The following is a 19641-nucleotide window of genomic DNA, read 5'->3' on the forward strand; positions in this document are numbered from 1 at the left end:
GCTTACCGGGCGATGCGGATGAGCTTCGGGCCGAACACCTCAAGCCCAGCGGTGCGTCGGGCGACGGCGAGCACCTGCTCGTCGGTCGTCACGAAGTGTTGAGGCAGGCGCGCGCGCACCTGCGCGGCCGGCATGGGCCTGCCAGCGAACGAGCGCACGGCCTCGACGATGGCAGCTCCGAGGTCGTCCTCTGCGCTGGCAGCAATGGAGTGGAACCCGCCCGTGTCGTCGCGCGTGACGCCGCGCGCGCAGAGCAGGAAGAGCTCGATCTGGTCGCGCGTCCACGCACTGCCCGAGAGGCGCACGCGCTCGTGCAGTTCGTCGAGGCCGAGCGCCTTCAGCTTCAAGTGAGAGAGCAGCTCTTCTGCCTGGCGCGGCGTCATTGGACCGACTCCTTCGCACGCGGGTGCGTCTGGGCGAAAGGCCGGTGAGCGGCCTCGAACAGGGCGGTCATCTCGCTCACGAGCGCGGTCCACTGGCGGTCCTGCGCGCGGCGCTGTGCGTGATGGCGCTCGACGGCGCGCTGCCAGCGGTCACGCACCTCGCGCGGCGGCGCCGGCACCCGCAGCGAGCGGAGCGCCTCGGGCGGCACGAACTGCTGCACCGATCCCACCACGAGCCGCGCGGCCTGCGAGCGGAGCGCGTCGGTCGAGAGCAAGAGCGCCCACGCGGCCGGCGTCTCGCGGAAGCGTACGCGCACCCAGCCGTCGGTCGGGAAAGTGTTCTGCGGGACGTCGTCGTCGACGTATGCGGTGCGGAAGCTGCTACCGAGCGTCGAGAGCAGCACCTCGCCGGGGACGAGGGGTCTCGCCAGCGTGCGGCTGGGGACAAAACTCTCCCTCGCGTCGTCGGTCGGGGCGACGAAGAGGTCCTCGCCGACGTCGCGGAGACGCAGCGTTCGCGCGCCCTCGGGAGCGTGCGTGAGGCGGGCGCGGTCGTCCCAGGATGCCAGCTCAGCGATCGCGACCCACCCCAGCTCCTCGGCGAGGCTGGTCTGCTCGGCGCGCAGCGCGGTGGCCGAGGGCAGCCAACTCTCGTGGGTCACGGCGTCGCGCGCGAAGAACGCGCCGCTGCGCAGCGGGCGCGTCGTCGTCGGGGCAGCGCTCGTCAGCTCGTTGGCCTCGGTGCGGACATGGTGCATCGCCTCGCTCGTCAGCGTCTGCTCGTCCAGCGCGTCGCGCAAGCGGGCCGAGAGGCCGTCCATCTCCGGCGGGACCGGCGGCACGCGCAGCGCGGCGAGCGCCTTGAGCCCCACGCGATCGAGCACCCCCGAGTCGAGGAACAGAAGCCGCTCGTAGCCCGCATTGTTGAGACACAGCGCAACCCACGCTGCCTCCGCGCGCGATAGGTAGCGGACGATGAGCGCGTTGCCGTCGACTGGGTGGCGCTTGGCTGCCGGCGAGACGAAGGCTGCGCGCACCGGCGCGAGCTTGTTCAGCACCACATCGCCGGGCCGCACGCACCAGCGCCCTTCGATCTGGGGCGAGGCCCAGTGCTGGGCGCCGAGCTGTAGCCGCAGCGGCTTTATGTTGGCTTGGCGATAGACCGGGGTGGAGGCCCCCCGGGGATCGTAGTCGAGCGTCGTCGGCGTCTCGCTCACCCGCCAGCCATCGAGGACTTGTCCCCCCAACGCATCGATCGTCTGGCAGGCGACTCCCGCTCGCAGCGCGATCGCGGTCGCGCCGACGAAGTACAACGGCAGCCAGCCGGGAGCGGCTCCCAGAAGGGACGGCGCAATGAAATTGGCTGATACGTGCGACCTCACAACCAAAAGAATAGCCACCTTTTTCGATACTTACAACGCAAATGTGAGTCCGCACGTACGCTTCATGTCTCGCTCACACTGCTCGCTGCTCGGCCCACGTCCTCGCGTGGGCTGCGGCCCGGGGGGTTCGCTCGGCCAACTGCTCGGCGTTATCGACGGCCTTGAGCTCGATCAGCTGCGTATGCAGGTCGGGCGCGGGCAGAAGAAGATCGAGTAGCTGCGTCACCCGGGCGCGCGTAAGCCCGAGCTCGCGAGCGACGGCGGCGCGGTCGGCGATGAGGCCCTGGTCAATGGCCCCTTGTACGGAGTACCCGCGGCGCATCGACTCGCGTGGGTGTTCCCGCAGAGGGACGAGGGATTCATCCGCAACCCACAGCACACCTGCGCGGAGGCCATCCTCCGCAACGCCACGCGGGCGGCATCCGGCCCATCGGAGGCACACGCTGCGCCACAATCTTCGCCAGCCACCTCATCATGCACGGAGTGCCACTTAAGGCTGTGCAGCAGCTGATGGGGCACGCCACCATCAAGATGACGATGCGCTATACGCCCACCTAAGCCCGAACGTGAAGGCTGACGCGGTTTGGGCTGGCTATCTACATGCGCTCGCGCTCGAAGAGCGCATTGGGAGCGCATCAACAAGAGGCTAGTGCCTGAAACGACAAAAGCCCCCGAGTCTTTCGACTCGGAGGCTCTTGTTCGGAGTGCCCAGGGCGGGATTCGAACCCGCACACCTTTCGGCGCCACCCCCTCAAGATGGTGTGTCTACCAGTTCCACCACCTGGGCGTTTCGGCGGGGTCCATCTACCGGACCCCGTGGATTCACGCAACAACCAATTCAACGGTCGCGTGAATCCGATGCTTCCTGACGACTACGGCGCGGGCGTCGTCGGCGCGGGAGCCTGCTGGCCCTCCGCCGGCGGCGTCGCGGAACGCTCCTGCTCCACCGCTCCCGGAGCAGCAGGAGCCGGCGTCGTGGCTCCCGGGGTCGCCGGGGCCGTCTTCGCCGGCGGCGTCGCCACCGAACCCGCGGCCACCGAACCGCGCAGGCCCACGAAGGACAGGCCCAGCGAGGTCAGGAAGAACAAGCCGGCGCAGACGCCCGTCAGCTTGCTCAAGAAGGTCACCGCGCCGCGCCCACCGAAGGCGCTCGTCGCGGCGCCGCCACCGAGGGCGGAACCCATGCCGGCGTCCTTCCCCGGCTGCAACAAGATGACGAAGATCATGAACACGCAGAGCAGGACGTGCACGATCGTGAAGAAGGTCAGCATGGGTGTTCCAAACGCTCCGTGAAAAGAGGGCGCAACCTACACAAAGTGGTCAACGGGTGACAACTTCTAACGGGGATAACGGCTTCAGCCAGCCGCCTTCACGATGGCCACGAAGTCCGCCGCCTTGAGGCTCGCTCCCCCCACGAGCGCCCCGTCCACGTCCGGCTGACCCAGCAATTCCGCCGCGTTGTCCGGCTTCACGCTGCCGCCGTACTGGATGCGGACCCGCTCGGCCGTCCCCTCGTCGTACATCCGGGTCAGCAGGCCCCGGATGGCCGCGTGGACCTCCTGCGCCTGCGCCGTCGTCGCCGTCCGGCCCGTCCCAATCGCCCACACCGGCTCGTACGCCATCACGAACGTCGCCACGTCCGCCCCGGAGAAGCCCTCCAGCGCGCCCCGCACCTGGCGCTCCACCACCGTGAGCGTCTGGTTCGACTCGCGCTCGGCCAGCGTCTCTCCCACGCAGACGATGGGCGTCATCCCGGCGGCCTTCACCGCCTTCGCCCGCTTGTTCACCGTGGCGTCCGTCTCACCGAAGAACTGCCGGCGCTCCGAGTGCCCCACGATGACGTAGGCGCACCCCAGCTCCGCCAGCATCGGCGCGCTGATTTCGCCCGTGAAGGCGCCCGAGGACTCCCAGTGGCAGTTCTGCGCCGCCAGCTGCAGGGGTGCCCCCTCCAGCGCGACGTGCAGGGGCTGCAACGCGACGAACGGGGGCGCGATGGCCACCTCTACCTTGTCGCCCATTGCCGCCACCGCGCCGCGAAGCTCCCGCACCAGCGCGAGCGCTTCCGGCACCGTCTTGTTCATCTTCCAGTTGCCAGCGACGATCTTCCGACGAGCCATCGAGGTGTCTCCCCCGGTGCGTACCGCGTGGGTGCCCTACTTCGTCTCCAGCGCCTTGATGCCAGGCAGCGGCTGGCCCTCCAGGAACTCCAGCGACGCGCCACCACCCGTGGACACGTGGCTCATCTTGTCCGCGTAGCCCATCTGCTCCACCGCCGCCGCGCTGTCGCCGCCGCCAATCACCGTGACGGCGTCCTTGTTGATGGACATCGCCGCGGCCACCGAGCGCGTGCCCTCCGCGAACTTGTCGACCTCGAAGCGGCCCATGGGCCCGTTCCAGATCACCGTCTTCGCGTCGCGGATGCGCTGCGTGTACATCGCGCGCGTCTTGGGACCGATGTCCAGGCCGATCATGTCCGCCGGCACCACCTGATCCGGCGTCTCCTTCACCGGGCCCTTGCCGTCGATGTCCGCGCAGACGATGTGGTCGATGGGCAGCACCAGCGGCGTCTTCAGGCGCTTGGCCGTGTCCAGCAGCTTCGCCGCCAGCGCCAGCTTGTCGCCCTCCTCCACCCGGCTCTTGCCCACCTCGATGCCCTGCGCCTTCAGGAAGGTGTACGCCATGGCGCCACCCACGAGCAGCGCATCCACCTTGGGCAGCAGGCTCTCGATGACCTTGATCTTGTCGCTCACCTTGGAGCCGCCCAGGATGGCCACGAAGGGCTTCTGCGGATTGCGCAGGACCTTGTCGCCCAGGTACTCGATCTCCTTGCGCATCAGGAGGCCGGCGGCCTTCTCCTTCACGAAGGGCACCATGCCGGCCGTGGACGCGTGCGCGCGGTGCGCCGTGCCGAACGCGTCGTTGACGTAGACGTCCGCCAGCGCCGCCAGCTCGCGCGAGAAGGCCTCGTCGTTCGCCTCCTCCTCCTTGTGGAAGCGCAGGTTCTCCAGCAGGAGCACCTGCCCCGCCTTCAGGTCATTCACCTGCTTCTTCACGTTGTCACCCACGCAGTCGTCCGCGTGGATGACCTCGTGCTTGCCGCCCAGCAGCTCCGCCAGCTTCTCCGCGACGAGCACCGTGGACAGCTTGGGGTCCGCGCCCTTGGGCCGACCGAGGTGGGACGCCAGGATGACCTTGCCGCCCATCTCCAGCGCGCGCCGGATGGTGGGGAGCGCTTCACGGATGCGGGTGTCGTCGGTGATGCGGCGCCCCTCCAGCGGGACGTTGAAGTCCACGCGGATGAAGACGCGCTTGCCGGTCAACTGCAGGTCATCGATGTAGCGGATCATCTTGGGTGTCCCTTGTGCCTGTCTCGGTCAGCCTGGGGTGCCGGTGCGGGGAGGCTTTACGCCACGCCCTTGGACACGAGGAACTTCGCCGTGTCGACCATGCGGTTGGAGAAGCCCCACTCGTTGTCGTACCAGGCCATGACCTTGACCATGTTGTCGCCCATCACGAAGCAGTTGGTCGCGTCGAAGATGGCCGAGTGCGGGTTGCCGTTGTAGTCCACCGACACCGTCTGCGCGTCGCTGAACTCCAGCACGCCCTTGAGCGCGCCGTTGGCGGCGGCCTTCATCGCGGCGATGACCTCTTCCGCGGTGACCTTCTTGGTGGTGTTCACCGTCAGGTCCACCAGGGACACGTTCGGGGTGGGGACGCGGACGGAGATGCCGTGCATCTTGCCCTTGAGGGACGGGATGACCTCACCGATGGCCTTCGCGGCGCCGGTGCTGGTGGGGATCATGGAGAGCGCGGCGGCGCGGGCGCGGCGCATGTCCTCGTGGGTGAGGTCCAGGATGCGCTGGTCGTTGGTGTAGCTGTGCACCGTCGTCATCAGGCCCTTCTCGATGCCGAAGTTGTCCACCAGCACCTTGGCGATGGGCGCCAGGCAGTTGGTGGTGCACGAGGCGTTGGACACGATGTGGTGCTTCGCCGGGTCGTACTCGTTCTGGTTGATGCCGTACGCGATGGTCAGGTCCGGGCCCTTGGCCGGCGCGGAGATGATGACCTTCTTGGCGCCCGCGGCCAGGTGCTTGGCGGCGGCGTCACGGGCCGTGAAGCGGCCGGTGCACTCCATCACCACGTCCACGTTCATGTTCTTCCAGGGCAGCGCGGAGGGGTCCTTCTCCGCGGTGACGGCGATCTCCTTGCCGTTCACCACGATGCCCTTGTCCGTGTGGGACACCTCGCCCGGCCACGTGCGGTGCACGGAGTCGTACTTGAACAGGTGGGCCAGCGCCGACGGCTTGTCGAGGTCGTTGATGGCGACGATCTCGAGGTCTTCCTTGCGGCTGAGCGCGGCGCGCAGGATGCAGCGACCGATACGACCGAAGCCGTTGATGGCGAGCTTGATGGCCATGGTGTTTCCGTCTCCTTGCAGGAGTGGGCCTTCGCGGCCCACCGTCATGAATCTCGTAAAGAAGGCGGGCGACCGTAGGCAGGCGCCCCCGCCGAGTCAACGCTTCGCGTGGGCCGCTTTCGCGCGTGCACGCCGGAGCTGAACAATCACCCCGACCAACAGCCAGAGCCCGGAGGCCGTTCCCGCGCCGGCCCCGCATCCGCAGCCGCTGTCCCCCTTGGGGGAATAGTCATTGGGGAGCGCCGGAACGACCGTGGGTTGCGGGTCCGGGTCCCCCGGGCCCGGGTCCACCGGCGGATGCGGATCCACCTCCCGCACCGCCACGCAGGACGACAGCGGCCGGGGGCTGACCGCGGGCGTCACGTCCGCGTCAGGCAGGGCCGGAGCCTGGGTGACGAGTCCTGAACGCACCAGGAACGCGCCCACCAGCCGCGACCGCTCACGATTGGACGCAAGGCCCTCGAACGGGAAGCCCAGCACCAGCACCTGGCCCGCGGGCGCCGTGCCCGCGGAGAGCACGCCCGCGCCCAGCGACGTGCCGGTATAGCGCAGCACGTCCGCGCCGCCGCCCGTAGGGGCCAGCACGTCCGTCACCCCCACCGGATAGGCGCCGAGCGTCCCATCCGCCAGCGGCGTGGCCGCCAGGTCCGCGAGGAGCCCGCCCGCCGAGCCCTGCACCCGGGCCACCGGCGCCCCCGCCGCGATGGACGCCCGGAGGATGTCCGTGAGGAACAGCTTGTCGTCCGCGCTGCCCTGCGAGAGCGCGAACACCGTGCGGCTGCCCGACAGCAGCAGGTGCCCGCCGCCGGTGACGAACGCGCGAAGGAAGTCCTGTTCGGTCCGCGTCAGGCCCGCGCCCGCCACGCCGCCGCGCCCGGTGGCCCAGTCCACCAGCCGGTAGTCCGTGGGCGACACCAGCCCCGCCGCCACCGCGTCGCCCGTCACGCTGTCGAAGGCCACCGCGGAGGGCGCGAACGCCGCGCCGTGCTGGCGCAGGTAGCTGCCGTCGTTCATGGCCTCCAGATAGACGCGCAGCGGGGCCTCCAGGTCATACGGCGTCTCCAGCTCTTCACCGCACGCCACCGTCGCGTCCAGCCGCTCGTACGTGTTGACGAGCAGCACCGGCGCCGTGTTCCCCACCCGCACGCCCACCGTGGCGGACGGGAAGGACTCGCCGCCCGCGTTCACCGCGGCCACGCGGAAGTAGCGCAGCGTGCCGGGCGACAGCGTGACGGTGGCCGTCGTGCCCTGGACCTCCGTGCCCTCGTCCCAGCCGAAGCCGTCCGCACTCTGGTACAGCCGGTAGCCGGTGGGGGCGTCGCGTCCTTCCTCCGATGCGACCTGCGGGGGCGCGGTCCACTTCACCTCCACCGCTCCGGGCGTGGCGTTGCGCGCCGCCACCGCTCCCGGCGTCTCCGGCGGGAGGTGCACCGCCGCGCCGTCGCGGGTCGCGAAGTACTTGATGAGTCCCTGGGTGATGGCTCGCGCGGCCACGTGGCGGACGCGGGCCTCCTTGAGGTTCGCCGCGTCCGTCGTGTTGTCGTGGTACGCCATCTCCAGGAGCACGCTGGGCATCTCCGGGTTGTGCGAGGGGTTCACCTCGCCCAGGTTCGCCGAGCGCAGGCTGCGCACCCGCCAGTTCGGATCCACCTCGCGCTTGATGTCCGTTTCAATCTGCGACAGCAGCGCGCGCGCCATCACGTCGCTGTCCTTCACGCCCGTGAAGTTGAGCGTGCCGTCCACCGGGTTCGGTCCGTAGACGTAGGCCTCCGTCCCCCGAATCGTGCCGGACGTGCCCGCGTTGGTGTGCCACGCGACGTAGACGGCGTCCTCGCCCTCCTCATGCAGCCACGCGGCGAAGCGTGGCCGGGACGTCACGTCCGCGTTGCGCTCGTTGGACAGCGCGTTGGCTCCCGACGGCGCGTACACGCTGAAGGGCGCCCCGCTGTACTGCACGTGGTAGCGCCCGCTCTCCTCGAAGCGCGGACGCAAGAGCGGCCCCTGCGCCGCGTCGCCCATCAGGCCCCGTCCACCGCCCAGCCGCACCGCGTCCACGGACAGCGTGGCACCCGTACCCTGCGCCGAGTCGTTCTCCAGCACCACCGCGCCCGACTCCGGGTGCTGGCCCGCCTTGAAGTAGAAGCGCCCCAGCAGCACCCACGTCCCACCGTGGCGCTGCTGGTTCACGCGGAAGTGGCTCTCCCCTCCCGCGTGCTTCACCACGTAGTGCGCGTCCGTCGCGCGCGTGGGGTCGGATCCATAGGAGACGTAGACGTTGTAGGCCGCGTCCGCCGGCACGTCCGGCGTCCACGTCACCTTCGCGGTGGAGGTGGCCGCCGTGTCCAGCGTGCGCGTGGTGCCCAGCGTGAAGGGCTCCACCCCGTTGCCCATGGGCACGGGCGGAGGCGCCCAGCCCTTCTGCGTGGAGGCGTGGAAGCGCGCGGCGTCCCCGTCCTCCACGTAGCCCGTGCCGCCGTTGTCCACGGTGGCGATGAGCGGGTTCAGGTCCGTCTCCCGCACGGACACCACCGTGGCGCCCGCCGCCATCAGCATGGGCTGCAGTTCCTGCGACACCACCTCCACGGAGATGAAGTCCTCCACCACACCCCAGGTGTTGGGCCGCTGCGTCGCCCAGCGCTTCAGGCCGTTGTCGCGATAGAAGCCGTGGCCCGGGCTCAGGTAGATGACCTTGCCGGACAGCGCGCCCTCGCCCCGCCGCGTCTGCGGCACGCCCGCCGTCTTCACGTTGGACTTCGCGGCTCGCGTCTCACGCCGCACCACGGCGGGCGCGTCCGGCGACAGGCGGCGCTGTTCGTGCGCCCGTGGGGGCGGAGCTGGCAGGTATTGAACACCCGGCGGCTCCAACCCCAGGTCGTCGCCTTCAAAAGCTTCAGGAGTGCCCTGCGCATGAGCGAGGACGGAGGTGCACAGCAGGGTCAGCGCCAGCGAGCGCGACCAGGACGGAAGGAACGTTCGCATCACGCGACCGACCTTACCCCTTCACTCCCCCGCTTCAATCGGACCCGTGGGTGCTAGCCTGCCCACCCCTTCACCTTCCGATGACCGTTCCTGTAACCCCCCGTCCCCAGTTTCCCTCCCGCCGCAGCAACGGCCTGTTCGCCTCGTTCGGACATGCGTGGGCAGGGCTCATCCACACCGTGGCCTGGCAGCGCAACATGCGCATCCACCTCATCTCCGGCGTGCTGGTGGGGCTGGTGGGCAGCGGCATCCCGTTGGGGCTCGCGGAGAAGGTCACGCTCATCTTCTGCGTGCTGCTCATCTTCTTCGCGGAGATCCTCAACAGCGCGCTGGAGCAGCTGGTGGACCTGGCCGTGCAGCAGTTCGACGAGAAGGCCCGGCTCACCAAGGACGCGGCGGCCGCGGGCGTGCTCGTGCTCGCGGGCGGCACGGTGGTCATCTTCGCCGCCATCCTGATCAACTACTGGGAGACGGTGCGCACCAGCACCGACGCCATCTTCCGGCAGGTCGCGCTGGGTGTGCCGCTGGCCGCGTGCGCCACGGTGCTCGTGCTGCCTCAGCCGAGGCCCGCCGCGGTGGATGCGCTCGCGTTCCTGCTGTCGCTGGGGCTGCTTGCGCTGACGGCGTTCACGTCCGCGAGCCTCGTCTTCACCGCGCTCACCGCCGCGCTGCTCGTCATCGCCGCCGCCGCCGCCCGCGAGCGCCGTCGCCACCCCCAGCCCTGAAGGCTTGAGGACGACCCGGCGCGTCGCGCGGCCACGAAAAACCGACGGCCTCAGGCGACGCCGAGCTTCTCCCGCGTCTGGGCATCGGTCGACAGGGCCTCGGCCATGTCCTCTGCCTCGAAGAACGGCCGGATCTCGATCACGTTCCGGCCCGACATGGGGTTGGGGCAGCGCTTCGCCCAGGCCACGGCCTCGTCCATGTCCTTGACCTTCCAGATGGAGAAGCCGGCGATCAGCTCGCGGGTCTCGGTGAACGGCCCGTCCATGACCGTGCGGCCGGGACCTTCACAGGCGATGCGCTTGGCTTCGGAGGAGGGCTTGAGGCCGGCGCCAGCCACCAGGATGCCAGCCTTGACCAGCTCCTCGGTGTACCGCTCCATCGCCTCGAACGCCTCGGGCGTGGGGGGCACGGCGTTTTCGCTGTCCTCGTTGGCGATCATGAACACCATCACCCGCATCGTCTGTCCCCTGGTTTGAGCCGGCCCTGAATGGCGTCTCACCACGGCGACGAACAGGCGTGTCGGAGATCGACAGCGTTCTTGCGAATCTTTGTGGAGCCCCCCGTCACCTCGCGGGTGGGGCGCCCGGAACCAGTCCGGAGCCCGCTCACCCGCGGAGGGTTGATGCGCTGGATTCTAACGGGCTACACGCGCTGCTGAAAGCCTGCCCCGGAGTCGGGGGCTGGCGTCGACTGGGCGGCGACCGCCTTGTCGCCTTCCTTCAGGTCGGTCGTCACGAGCTCCAGGAGTTCCGTCGCGATGCCGATGACCTGGTGCGGCGTGTAACCGCTTGCGCGCAGCTGGTTGAAGAACGTGCGCGCGAGGATGCGGGTGCCCTTCTGGTCGGTGCTCACGGGAATTGCCTCCGGAATCGGCGCCAACTGTCCGGCGCCGCAACTGCGTGGGAGTCCGGTCTTCAACCTCCGTGCCAGCCGTTCTCTTCCGAACGGATTCTCCAGCAGTCCTGAGGGGTTGAAGCCCGGAAATGGACGGCACGGAACGTGGAAGGTGCGAAGGGGGTTACGCACCCGGACGTCCGCCCTGCCTGGAACGGCGTTGCCGGGTGTAACGGCGGGTACGCACCCACCCCACGGGGCATCTTGTCTTTTCAAGTGCTTGCATTCCCTCCGGGGGGTGGAGCACATACGCGCCCACCACCGAGGAGTCAGAACACAATGGCGTACCGGGTGAACAACATCGGGCTGTGGCTGGACGAGCCGGAGGAGCTGCTCGGCCAGCGCGCCGCGGAGAAGCTGGGGGTCACCCGGAGCGACCTCGCGTCCGTGCGGGTGGTGCGCTCGGTGCTGGATGCGCGCAAGAAGGGCAGCCCGCGTTACATCTACACACTGGAGGTGGAGCTGGCCCCGGGCGGCAAGGCGCCGCGGTTGCCCCCGGATGTGAGCGAGGCCCCGCCCCCGCCGGAAATGCCCACGCGCGTGAAGGAGCCGGAGAAGCTGCCGCTCATCATCGGCACCGGACCCGCGGGGTTGTTCTGCGCGCTGGGCCTGCTGGAGCGTGGCGTGCGCAGCATCCTGCTGGAGCGCGGCAAGGAAGTGGTGACGCGCCGCAAGGACGTGGCGAAGCTCATGCGCGACGGGTCGCTCGACCGCGAGAGCAACATGAACTTCGGCGAGGGCGGCGCGGGCGCGTACACGGACGGCAAGCTGTCCACGCGCATCAACCACCCCATGGTGCGCAAGGTCATTGAAGCCTTCGCGAAGTACGGCGCGCCGGATCAAATCCTCATCGAGGGCAAGCCGCACATCGGCTCCGACCTGCTGCCCGGCGCGGTGGCGAAGCTGCGCGACGAGCTCATCGCGGGCGGCTGCCAGGTGCACTTCGAGCAGCGAGTGGATGACCTGCTCTACCGCGACGGCCGCATCGCGGGCGTGAAGATGGCGGACGGGCGCACGCTGGAGAGCGACCGCGTCATCCTGGCGCCGGGCAACTCCGCTCGCGAACTGTACGAGCGCTTCGCCGCCGACGGCCGCGTGAGCGTGGAGGCCAAGCCCTTCGCGCTGGGCTTCCGCGCGGAGCACCCGCAGTCGCTGATCAACGGCATCCAGTACGGCTCCGCGGCGAAGCACTCCAAGCTGCCGCCGGCGGACTACAAGCTGGCGGAGAACCTGGACGTGGACGGCGAGGTGCGCGGCGTCTACTCGTTCTGCATGTGCCCCGGCGGCATTGTCGTGCCCACGCCCACGGAAGAGGGGCTGCAGTGCACCAACGGCATGAGCAACTCGCGGCGCAACGCGAAGTTCGCCAACGCGGGCATCGTCGTGTCGGTGTCCGTCGCGGACTTCGCGCGCGAGGGCTTCCACGGGCCGCTCGCGGGCCTGGAGTTCCAGCGCCACTGGGAGAGCGAAGCCTACAAGCTGGGCGGAGGCCGCTTCTTCGCGCCCGCGCAGACGATTCCCGACTACCTGGCCGGCCGCGTGAAGAAGGACCCGGGCGACACCAGCTACCGCCCGGGCCTGGCGCACACGGACCTGAACAAGCTCTTCCCGGAGCGGCTGACGCAGTCGCTCAAGGCTGCGCTGCGCACGTTCGACCGGAAGATGAAGGGCTTCATCAGCGACGAGGGGAAGCTCATCGGCATCGAGAGCCGGACGTCCTCCCCCGTGCGCATCACCCGGGGAGACGACCTGCAGTCCGTGTCCATGCGTGGCCTGTACCCCGTCGGTGAGGGCTGCGGCTACGCGGGCGGTATCGTGTCCTCCGCCATTGATGGACTGCGCGCCGCTGAGCAGATTGCCACCGAGCTGGCTTGAGGTCCCCGCCCCCTTCCGGGCAGGGTAGGCCGGGAGGGAGGAAGACCCATGGCGTACCGCGTGCGCACTCCGGATGGTGAGCTGATGTTCCCTTCGCTGGGCGACATCGAGCGCGCCTATGTGCAGGGCCTGGTGGACCCGGACGACGAGGTGCGCGAGGACGGCGCGGAGAAGTGGCGCAAGGCGTCCTCGCTGCCCGTCCTGGCCCGGGCGAAGAAGCCCCATGGCCAGGACATGTCCAAACGCGCCCAGACGCTCACGGTGGTGGGCGCGGTGGCGGCGGGGGTGCTCGCGCTCGTGCTGCTCTTCACCGGCACGAACTGGAATGTCCGGATGATGGGCATTGCCCTGGCCCTGGTGGTCAGCGGAATGCTCACCCGGGTGTCCTTCAAGGCATACAAGCGGCCTCCGCCCGTCCTCTAGCGACGCCTACTCCCCTGCCCTCCGGGGCAGCGGCACGGCCCTCGCCGCCAGCAGGCCCCACACGGCCCATGTTTGATGGAAGGCACCCCGCAGGGCGCCTTCCATCGCGCTGGAGGAGGACCGCACCTTGCTCAGCACCTACCTGTCCCGAGAAGCCGCCCGCAAGCTGCGCCATGGCGCCCCCTGGCTGCGCCGCGAGGACATCGTCTCCATGGAGGGCGAGCCGCAGCCCGGCACGCCCATGCAGCTCAAGGACGAGGACGGGCATGTCCTGGGGCTGGGAGACGTGGACCTCCAGGCCTCGTACGCCGTGCGCCGCCTGGGCCTGCCGGACGAGTCCGTGGAAGGCCTCATCCCCCGCCACGTGCGCCACGCCTTCGAGCGGCGCGGACGCCTTGTGGACGACCCGCGCTTCTGCCGCATCGTCAACGACGACGGGGACGGGCTGCCGGGCCTCATCGTGGACCGGTATGATCAGCACTTCGTCGTCCAGACGCTCACCCGCTCCATGGACGCGCGGCAGGAGGAAATCACCCGCACGCTGGGAGAGGTGACGGGGGCGGCCTCCGTGCTGCTGCGCAACGACACGCTCCGGCGAAAGGCGCTGGGTCTGCCCGCGCAGCGCCCGCACGTGATGTACGGCACGCCGCCGCGCTGGTGCCGCCTGCTGGAGATGGGCGCGCGCTTCACCGTGGACCTCACCTACGGCCGGGGCACGGGCTACGGGTACGACCACCGCGAACTGCGCCGCTTCCTGAGCCGCACCGGCAACGGGGACCGGGTGCTGGACGTGGCGTGCAACGTGGGCGGCCTCTTCGTCCATGCGGGGCGGCACGGGGCGAAGCAGATTCTCGCCTTCGACGGCAACGCGGACGCGGCGGACCTGGCGCGGGAGAACGCGGAGGCCAACGGGCTGCTCGGCCGGGTGACGGTGGAACAGGGCGAGCCGCTGGCCGTGCTCCGGGCCCTCAAGGACACCTTCGACCTGGTGCTGCTCGACACGCTGGGGGTGGCGTCCGAGGAGGACTTCATCGAACAGGTGCGGCTGGCCCTGCGGCGCACCCGCCATGGGGGACGGTTGCTCGTGGTCGGTTATCACCCACCGCTGGCGCTGGGCTCATTCACGGAGTGCGTGGCCACGGCCTGCGAGCAGGAGGCGCGCATCGCATTCCGGCTGGTACGGATGGGATTGCCGCCGGACCACCCGGCGCCGGTCGGCTCCCCAGGGGCCGAGTACCTGGAGGCGGTGGCGCTCGAGGTGAGCTGAAGCCCGTGCTGTTTCGCCCTCGACGGGCCCTCCTCGGTGTTAGTGTCCGCGCCGCGATGACAACCGAAAACGAATCCCAGGCCGCGACCTCTTCCACCCCGGAGGCTTCCGTCGAGACCGTCCGCAAGGTGTACGCGGCGGACCTGCGCGAGAAGGACCGGGTCAACACCGTCTTCCGCGTCACCAAGAAGGAGAAGGTGAACGCGCGCAGCGGCAAGGTGTTCCTGTCGCTGTCCCTGGCCGACAAGAGCGGCACCGTGGACGCGCGCGTGTTCGACAAGGTGGACGCGCTCGAGCCCGCCTTCCAGAGCGGTGACTTCGTCCTCGTGCAGGGCAGCGTCATCGTCTTCCACGGCCGCACCCAGGTCGTCGTGGAGGCCGTGGAGCGCCTGGATCCGGAGCCGCTCGACCCCAAGGAGTTCGAGCCGCCCCCCGCCCCGCCCGCCGAGGCGAAGGCCGAGTCCAAGTCTGGCGACGCGAAGTCCGAGACCAAGACTGGCGACGTGAAGTCCGAGTCCAAGTCCGGCGACGCGAAGCAGGCTGAAGGCAAGGCCGAACGCCACGAGGGTGGCGGCGGTGGCCCGCGCGCGGTGGGGCAGATCCGTGAGCTCATCACCGAGCGCGTCAACGACCCGTTCGTGAAGCAGCTGCTGCTGGCGTTCCTGGACGACGCGCAGGTGTCCGCGGCGCTGCCGGTGGCCTCCGCGGCCAAGGGCGTGCACCACGCGTGGCGCGGCGGGCTGGCCGAGCACGTCCTGTCGGTGATGCGCCTGACGCTGCGCGTGTCGGACCACTACCCCATGGCGGACCGCGACCTGCTGCTGGCCGGCGCGTTCCTGCACGACGTGATGAAGGGCGGCGACGGGGCGTCCGACAAGGGCTTCGACACCTCCGACGAGGGCCGGCTGGTGGGCCACGCGGTGCTGGCCGCGCAGAAGATCCGCGAGAAGACCCTGGGCATCCCGGGCTTCCCGCCGCTCCTGGAGCAGCACCTGACGCACCTGGCGATCTCCCAGGGGACGTCCGGCGCGAAGGTGCCGGTGACGCTGGAGGCGCAGATCGTCGACACGCTCAGCTCGCTCGACGCGCGCATCTCCTCGTGGGTGGAGGCCATGCAGCGCGACCCGAACGAGCGCTGGACGGACCACCTGCGCGCGTACGACCGCTCCCTCTGGAAGGGCTTCGTGCCCACCGGCCGCGGCCGGGCTCCGGTGGAGGGCGGCCGCCGCAAGCACCGCGAGGAGAAGCGCAAGGCGCGCGCCGAAAAGGGCCCGTCCGCTCCTGCCGGCGAGGGCACTGCCGCCCCCGCGACCCAGGAGGCCCGTCCGGAGCGTCCGCCGCGGCCTCCGCGCGAGCCCCGCGCCGAGCGTCCGCCGCGTGAGGACCGTCCTCCCCGCGAGGACCGTCCTCCCCGCGAGCCCCGCGCCGAGCGTCCGCCGCGCGAGGACCGTCCTCCCCGCGACCCCAAGAGCCTGCCCGGCGAGCTGACCTTCAAGCCGTTCAGCGCGCTGGCGCCGCCCCCGAAGTCCGGTGGTGAGGGTGGTGGCTCCTCGGAGGGCTGAAGTCCATGGCGAAGCGGCTGGGAGAGCGGTTGATTGAGGCCGGCCTCGTGACACCGGGGGCCGTGGAGCAGGGTCTGGAGCACCAGAAGATCACCGGCCACAAGCTGGGGGACTGTCTGGTGGAGCTGGGCCTGCTCCAGGAGGCCGCGCTGCTGCGGCTCCTGGCCAATGAGTTCCAGACCCGCTTCGTCACCGCGGACAAGCTGGCCAAGGCCCGCATCGACACGAAGGTGTTGGACAAGCTGCCGGTGCGGCTGGCGGAAGCGCAGAACGTGCTCCCGCTGGCCGTGGATCCGGAGCGCAAGCTGCTCTCGGTGGTGGCCGCCGAGCCGCAGAACAAGTCGCTGCTCGACGAGATCGCCCTCGTCACCGGCATGTCGGAGGTCTACGCGTACATCGGCCTGCGCAGCGCCATCTCCGCGGCCATCCGCAAGCACTACTACGGCGACCCCACGGCGTTCACCACGCTGCTGGAGGGCCCCTCCGCGAACAATGGCCCGCGCCGTCCGGACACCCCGTCGAACACGCACGTGGGCGCGGAGCCGGGGCGCAGCGGGAGCTCCGCCGGACGCAGCAACGCCACCAGCCTGAGCATGCGGCTGGAGACGGACGCGCGGATGCGGCTGCAGCGCGGCGGCAGCGGCACCAACGTGGCGCGCGTCTCCACGCAGCGGCGCGAGCCGGGCGGCCCGCGCGGGCTCATCAGCGACACGGACTATGTGGAGACGCTGAGCCTGATGGTGGGCCTGCTGGAGCAGGACCGGCCCCGGCACCGGGGACACTCCGCGCAGTTGGCGCGGCAGGCGGGCATCGTCGGTCAGCGCATGGGCATGCCCCACAAGGAGCTGGCGGCGCTGTCCATCGCGGCGTACCTGCACGACCTGGGCAAGCCCCCGGAGCGGCACTTCTCGCTGGCGAGCAACGCGGCCAATCCGGAGTGGAAGGCCCAGGCCAAGGCGTGCTGCCGCGCGCCCACGAAGCTCTTCGAGACGGTGCACCTGCCCGCGCAGGTGAACACCATCCTCGCGCAGCTGTACGAAGCCTGGGATGGCTCCGGCACGCCCCAGGGCGCCAAGGGCGAGGACATCACCCTGGGCGCGCGCATCCTGGCGGCGGTGGACAGCTTCCTGGAGCTGACCAAGAACCCGGGCAACGCGCACGGCCGCGTCTTCAACAAGCAGCAGGCGCTGGAGCACCTGAAGAAGAACGCGGGCGTGCTCTACGACCCGGTGGTGGCGGACATCGTCGGGCAGCTGCAGAGCGGCGCGCTGCTGGTGCACCGGCTGGCCAGCGAAGGCCGCCAGGTGCTCATCGCGGAGCCGGACGAGGCCACGCGCGGCGAGCTGTTGGAGGCGGTGCTCAAGCAGGAGCTGGTGGCGCACGCGCTGTCCACGCTGGACGGCGCGCTGGACGGCCTGTCTCGGCTGGACTGCGACGTGCTGGTGGTGAGCTTGCGGCTGGGCCAGCAGGAGGTGATGGACCTGCTGGAGGCCGTGCGCTCCATGCCGGAGAGCGCGGGCCTTCCCATCGCCGTGGTGGGCGAACCGGATGCCCAGGCTCGCGAGCGGCTGCTGATGGCGGGCGCGACGGCGGTGCTCTCCCCGAGCGACAAGGCGGAGGTCGCCCGCACGGTGCTGTCCCTCTTCCAGGACCGCGTGCAGCACAACGGCCCGGGCCGGGTGGTGCGCGGCAGCTTCGATGAGCTGCCCCCCAAGGAGCTGTTGCGCACGCTGGGCGGCGGCAAGAAGAGCGGGAAGCTCCAGCTGCGGAGCCACACGCTGGAGGGCTCGCTGCACCTGGAGCGCGGCCGCGTGGTGCATGCGGCGTTCGGCGGCCACGCGGGCGAACCCGCGCTGCAGGCCCTGCTGAAGCTGAAGCAGGCGGACTTCGTCTACGACCCGGACGCGCTGCTGCTGGACATGCCGCAATTGGACCAGGACCTGGAGGCCCTGGCCAACGCGCTCACCCCAGCGTGAGGTTGAAGAGGCGGGCCGCGTTCGCCGTGGTGACGCGGGCCACCTCTTCCAGCGACACGCCCTTCAGCTCCGCCACCTTCTTCGCCGTCTCCAACACGTGCGCGGGCTCGTTCTTGCGGCCGCGGTGGGGCACCGGCGCGAGGTAGGGACTGTCCGTCTCCACCATCAGGCGCTCCAGCGGCGCGAAGCGCACCGCGTCCTGGAGGGCCTCCGTCTTCTTGTAGGTGACGACGCCGGACAGCGACAGGAAGAAGCCCCGGTCCAGGTACTTGCGGGCCGCGGCCGTGTCGCCGGTGAAGCAGTGGATGACGCCGCTGGTGACGTCCTCGGCAGCAAGGGCCGCTTCGCAGTCGTCATGCGCGTCGCGCACGTGCACCACCAGCGGCTTGGACAGGCGCTTCGCGAGCGCGCACTGCCGCCGGAAGACGGTGGCCTGAATCTCGCGCGGCGAGTGGTCGTAGTAGTAGTCCAGCCCGGCCTCTCCCACGGCGCGCAGCTCCGGGCGGGCGCAGGTGCGCTCCAGCATCTCGAAGTCCGCTTCCGTGGCGCGGGCGGCCTCGTGCGGGTGGATGCCCAGCGTGGGCGACAGGAAGTCCGGGTGCCGGGCGGCGACCTCCAGCGCGTGGCCCCAGTCACCGGGGCCATGGAACTGCCCCACCAGCACCGCGTGCACCAGCCCCGCGGCGCGAGCGCGCTCCAGCACTGGAGCCACGTCCGCGTAGTCCTTCGGCTCCAGGTGGCAGTGCGCATCAACCAGCTTCATGGCTTCTCCTGAAACAGCTCTTCCAACTCATTCCGTGCCTCTTCCGAGGCGAAGGTGGGCACGGCGGCGCGCAGGCGCTCCATGCCCTCCGCCACGGCCAACCGCCACACGCCGTCCGCCGCATCCAACCGGTCGTCCTCCGGCGCGCTCCGGTCTTCCAACACGGCGAGCAGCCAGGGCAGCGCCTGCGCATCCCCCAGCCGGCCCAACCCGCGCGCGGCGGCGCCCCGGCACGGGTCCTTCGCGTCCGCGAGGATGTCCTTCAGCCGCTCCAGCGCGCCGGGGACCTTCAATTCACCGCACAGCTCCACCGCGAGCGCCCGGTCCGCGCTCCACTTCTTGCGCGTGCGCTGCATCAGCCAGTCCGCGCCCTCCGGGTCGCCCAGCTTCAGCAGCACACCCGCGGCCTGCGTCTTGTCGAACGCGGGCAGCAGCCACTTGCCGAAGAGGCGCTTCACCGCCGGCAGCGCCCGCGTGTCCTCCAGCTCCGCCAGCGCGCCCAGCGCCCGGAAGCGCAGCGTGTCCACGTCCAGCGCGGCCACGAGCACGTCCAGGCCGGCGGGGTGCTTGAGGGCGGCGATGCCTCGCGCGGCCTCGAAGCGGACCTCCGGCGTGGGGTCCTCCAGCATTCCAGCCAGGGCGCCACGCGCGTGCGGCAGCGCGAGGTCCGCGAGCCGTCCGGTGGCCTCCAGCCGCACGCGGGTGTCCTCGTCGCGCAGCCTTGGCAGGAGCATGTCCGGGAGCTGCTCCGGCGGCAGGATGACGGACGCCAGGCTCACGCCCGAGCGGCGCACCTCCGGCTGCGCATCCGCTAGCAGGCGCACGAGCACGTCCGTGAACTCCCCGGCGTGCGCGGGCTCCTCCGACGCAATCTGGAACAACAGGTCCGCCGCCTCGGCCCGGCTCGCCGGCCGCTTCTCACGCTCCAGGGTCAACAGAGCGCGGTCCCGCTCGGCACGCCAGTCCGCCACGTCTCGTCACCTCTCTGGCGCCC

18 protein-coding genes, 1 tRNA gene and 1 pseudogene are annotated in these 19641 nt (G+C 70.2%); 7 read left to right on the forward strand and 13 right to left on the reverse strand.

What is annotated here, in order from left to right; all coding sequences use genetic code 11:
* Positions 1–2: 2 nt before the first annotated feature.
* The 3 genes from D7Y15_RS02895 to D7Y15_RS02905 all read right to left on the reverse strand — a co-directional run bounded on the left by D7Y15_RS02895 (position 3) and on the right by D7Y15_RS02905 (position 2087).
* On the reverse strand, positions 3–383 hold the full coding sequence (locus D7Y15_RS02895) for a hypothetical protein (RefSeq protein WP_121751633.1): 381 nt from the start codon (positions 381–383) through the stop codon (positions 3–5).
* Positions 380–1696 carry a hypothetical protein gene (locus D7Y15_RS02900; protein ID WP_121751634.1) on the reverse strand — a complete coding sequence of 439 codons (1317 nt, stop codon included), beginning with the start codon at positions 1694–1696 and terminating at the stop codon, positions 380–382. The genes D7Y15_RS02895 and D7Y15_RS02900 overlap by 4 nt, the downstream gene beginning before the upstream one ends.
* Before the next feature lie 142 nt (positions 1697–1838).
* A complete protein-coding gene (locus tag D7Y15_RS02905) occupies positions 1839–2087 on the reverse strand; it encodes a hypothetical protein (protein WP_121751635.1) in 249 nt (82 codons plus the stop codon).
* Positions 2088–2221: 134 nt separating this feature from the next.
* Here D7Y15_RS02905 and D7Y15_RS45155 point away from each other — a divergent pair.
* Positions 2222–2415 (forward strand): annotated as a pseudogene (locus D7Y15_RS45155) (tyrosine-type recombinase/integrase); the annotation flags it as partial.
* Between the two features lie 55 nt (positions 2416–2470).
* Here the strand turns inward: D7Y15_RS45155 and D7Y15_RS02915 are convergent.
* From D7Y15_RS02915 to D7Y15_RS02940, 6 genes are all read right to left on the reverse strand, one after another.
* Positions 2471–2552: transfer RNA gene (locus tag D7Y15_RS02915), tRNA-Leu, on the reverse strand.
* 85 nt (positions 2553–2637) lie between these two features.
* Positions 2638–3036 carry a preprotein translocase subunit SecG gene (gene secG, locus D7Y15_RS02920; RefSeq protein ID WP_120577068.1) on the reverse strand — a complete coding sequence of 133 codons (399 nt, stop codon included), beginning with the start codon at positions 3034–3036 and terminating at the stop codon, positions 2638–2640.
* Between the two features lie 84 nt (positions 3037–3120).
* Complete coding sequence (gene tpiA / locus D7Y15_RS02925) at positions 3121–3882, reverse strand: triose-phosphate isomerase (protein WP_120568041.1); 762 nt, start codon at positions 3880–3882, stop codon at positions 3121–3123.
* A gap of 36 nt (positions 3883–3918) precedes the next feature.
* Positions 3919–5112 (reverse strand): phosphoglycerate kinase, encoded by a 1194-nt coding sequence (pgk, locus tag D7Y15_RS02930; protein WP_120577066.1) that lies wholly within the window; start codon positions 5110–5112, stop codon positions 3919–3921.
* A gap of 56 nt (positions 5113–5168) precedes the next feature.
* Complete coding sequence (gene gap, locus D7Y15_RS02935; RefSeq protein WP_120577065.1) at positions 5169–6182, reverse strand: type I glyceraldehyde-3-phosphate dehydrogenase; 1014 nt, start codon at positions 6180–6182, stop codon at positions 5169–5171.
* A gap of 96 nt (positions 6183–6278) precedes the next feature.
* Positions 6279–9161, reverse strand: coding sequence for an N-acetylmuramoyl-L-alanine amidase (locus D7Y15_RS02940; RefSeq protein ID WP_121751636.1), 2883 nt, complete (start codon positions 9159–9161; stop codon positions 6279–6281).
* 80 nt (positions 9162–9241) lie between these two features.
* Between D7Y15_RS02940 and D7Y15_RS02945 the strand changes: the two genes are divergently transcribed.
* On the forward strand, positions 9242–9886 hold the full coding sequence (locus D7Y15_RS02945; protein WP_120594534.1) for a diacylglycerol kinase: 645 nt from the start codon (positions 9242–9244) through the stop codon (positions 9884–9886).
* Between the two features lie 50 nt (positions 9887–9936).
* Here D7Y15_RS02945 and D7Y15_RS02950 read toward each other — a convergent pair whose 3' ends face one another.
* Together D7Y15_RS02950 and D7Y15_RS02955 are read right to left on the reverse strand one after the other, a co-directional pair.
* Positions 9937–10335 (reverse strand): YciI family protein, encoded by a 399-nt coding sequence (locus D7Y15_RS02950; protein ID WP_233601653.1) that lies wholly within the window; start codon positions 10333–10335, stop codon positions 9937–9939.
* 194 nt (positions 10336–10529) lie between these two features.
* A complete protein-coding gene (locus D7Y15_RS02955; protein ID WP_169820105.1) occupies positions 10530–10739 on the reverse strand; it encodes a hypothetical protein in 210 nt (69 codons plus the stop codon).
* A 321-nt stretch (positions 10740–11060) separates the two neighbouring features.
* On the opposite strand from D7Y15_RS02955, the gene D7Y15_RS02960 reads away from it, so the two are divergent.
* The 5 genes from D7Y15_RS02960 to D7Y15_RS02980 all read left to right on the forward strand — a co-directional run bounded on the left by D7Y15_RS02960 (position 11061) and on the right by D7Y15_RS02980 (position 17884).
* The gene (locus D7Y15_RS02960) at positions 11061–12656 is read left to right on the forward strand and encodes an NAD(P)/FAD-dependent oxidoreductase (protein ID WP_120594531.1); all 1596 of its coding nucleotides are present in this window, start codon (positions 11061–11063) and stop codon (positions 12654–12656) included.
* Between the two features lie 48 nt (positions 12657–12704).
* The gene (locus tag D7Y15_RS02965; protein WP_120578096.1) at positions 12705–13079 is read left to right on the forward strand and encodes a hypothetical protein; all 375 of its coding nucleotides are present in this window, start codon (positions 12705–12707) and stop codon (positions 13077–13079) included.
* Positions 13080–13206: 127 nt separating this feature from the next.
* Positions 13207–14346 carry a class I SAM-dependent rRNA methyltransferase gene (locus D7Y15_RS02970; RefSeq protein ID WP_120578095.1) on the forward strand — a complete coding sequence of 380 codons (1140 nt, stop codon included), beginning with the start codon at positions 13207–13209 and terminating at the stop codon, positions 14344–14346.
* A gap of 56 nt (positions 14347–14402) precedes the next feature.
* On the forward strand, positions 14403–15908 hold the full coding sequence (locus tag D7Y15_RS02975) for an HD domain-containing protein (protein ID WP_121751637.1): 1506 nt from the start codon (positions 14403–14405) through the stop codon (positions 15906–15908).
* Positions 15909–15913: 5 nt separating this feature from the next.
* Positions 15914–17884 (forward strand): HD domain-containing phosphohydrolase, encoded by a 1971-nt coding sequence (locus tag D7Y15_RS02980; RefSeq protein ID WP_121751638.1) that lies wholly within the window; start codon positions 15914–15916, stop codon positions 17882–17884.
* Here D7Y15_RS02980 and D7Y15_RS02985 read toward each other — a convergent pair.
* On the reverse strand, positions 17871–18647 hold the full coding sequence (locus D7Y15_RS02985; RefSeq protein WP_120578092.1) for a TatD family hydrolase: 777 nt from the start codon (positions 18645–18647) through the stop codon (positions 17871–17873). The genes D7Y15_RS02980 and D7Y15_RS02985 overlap by 14 nt on opposite strands.
* The gene (locus D7Y15_RS02990) at positions 18644–19618 is read right to left on the reverse strand and encodes a HEAT repeat domain-containing protein (protein ID WP_121751639.1); all 975 of its coding nucleotides are present in this window, start codon (positions 19616–19618) and stop codon (positions 18644–18646) included. Before D7Y15_RS02990 ends, D7Y15_RS02985 begins: the two co-directional genes overlap by 4 nt.
* Positions 19619–19641 lie beyond the last annotated feature (23 nt).

The organism is Corallococcus sp. AB030, assembly GCF_003668965.1.
Taxonomy (GTDB): Bacteria; Myxococcota; Myxococcia; order Myxococcales; family Myxococcaceae; genus Corallococcus; species Corallococcus exiguus.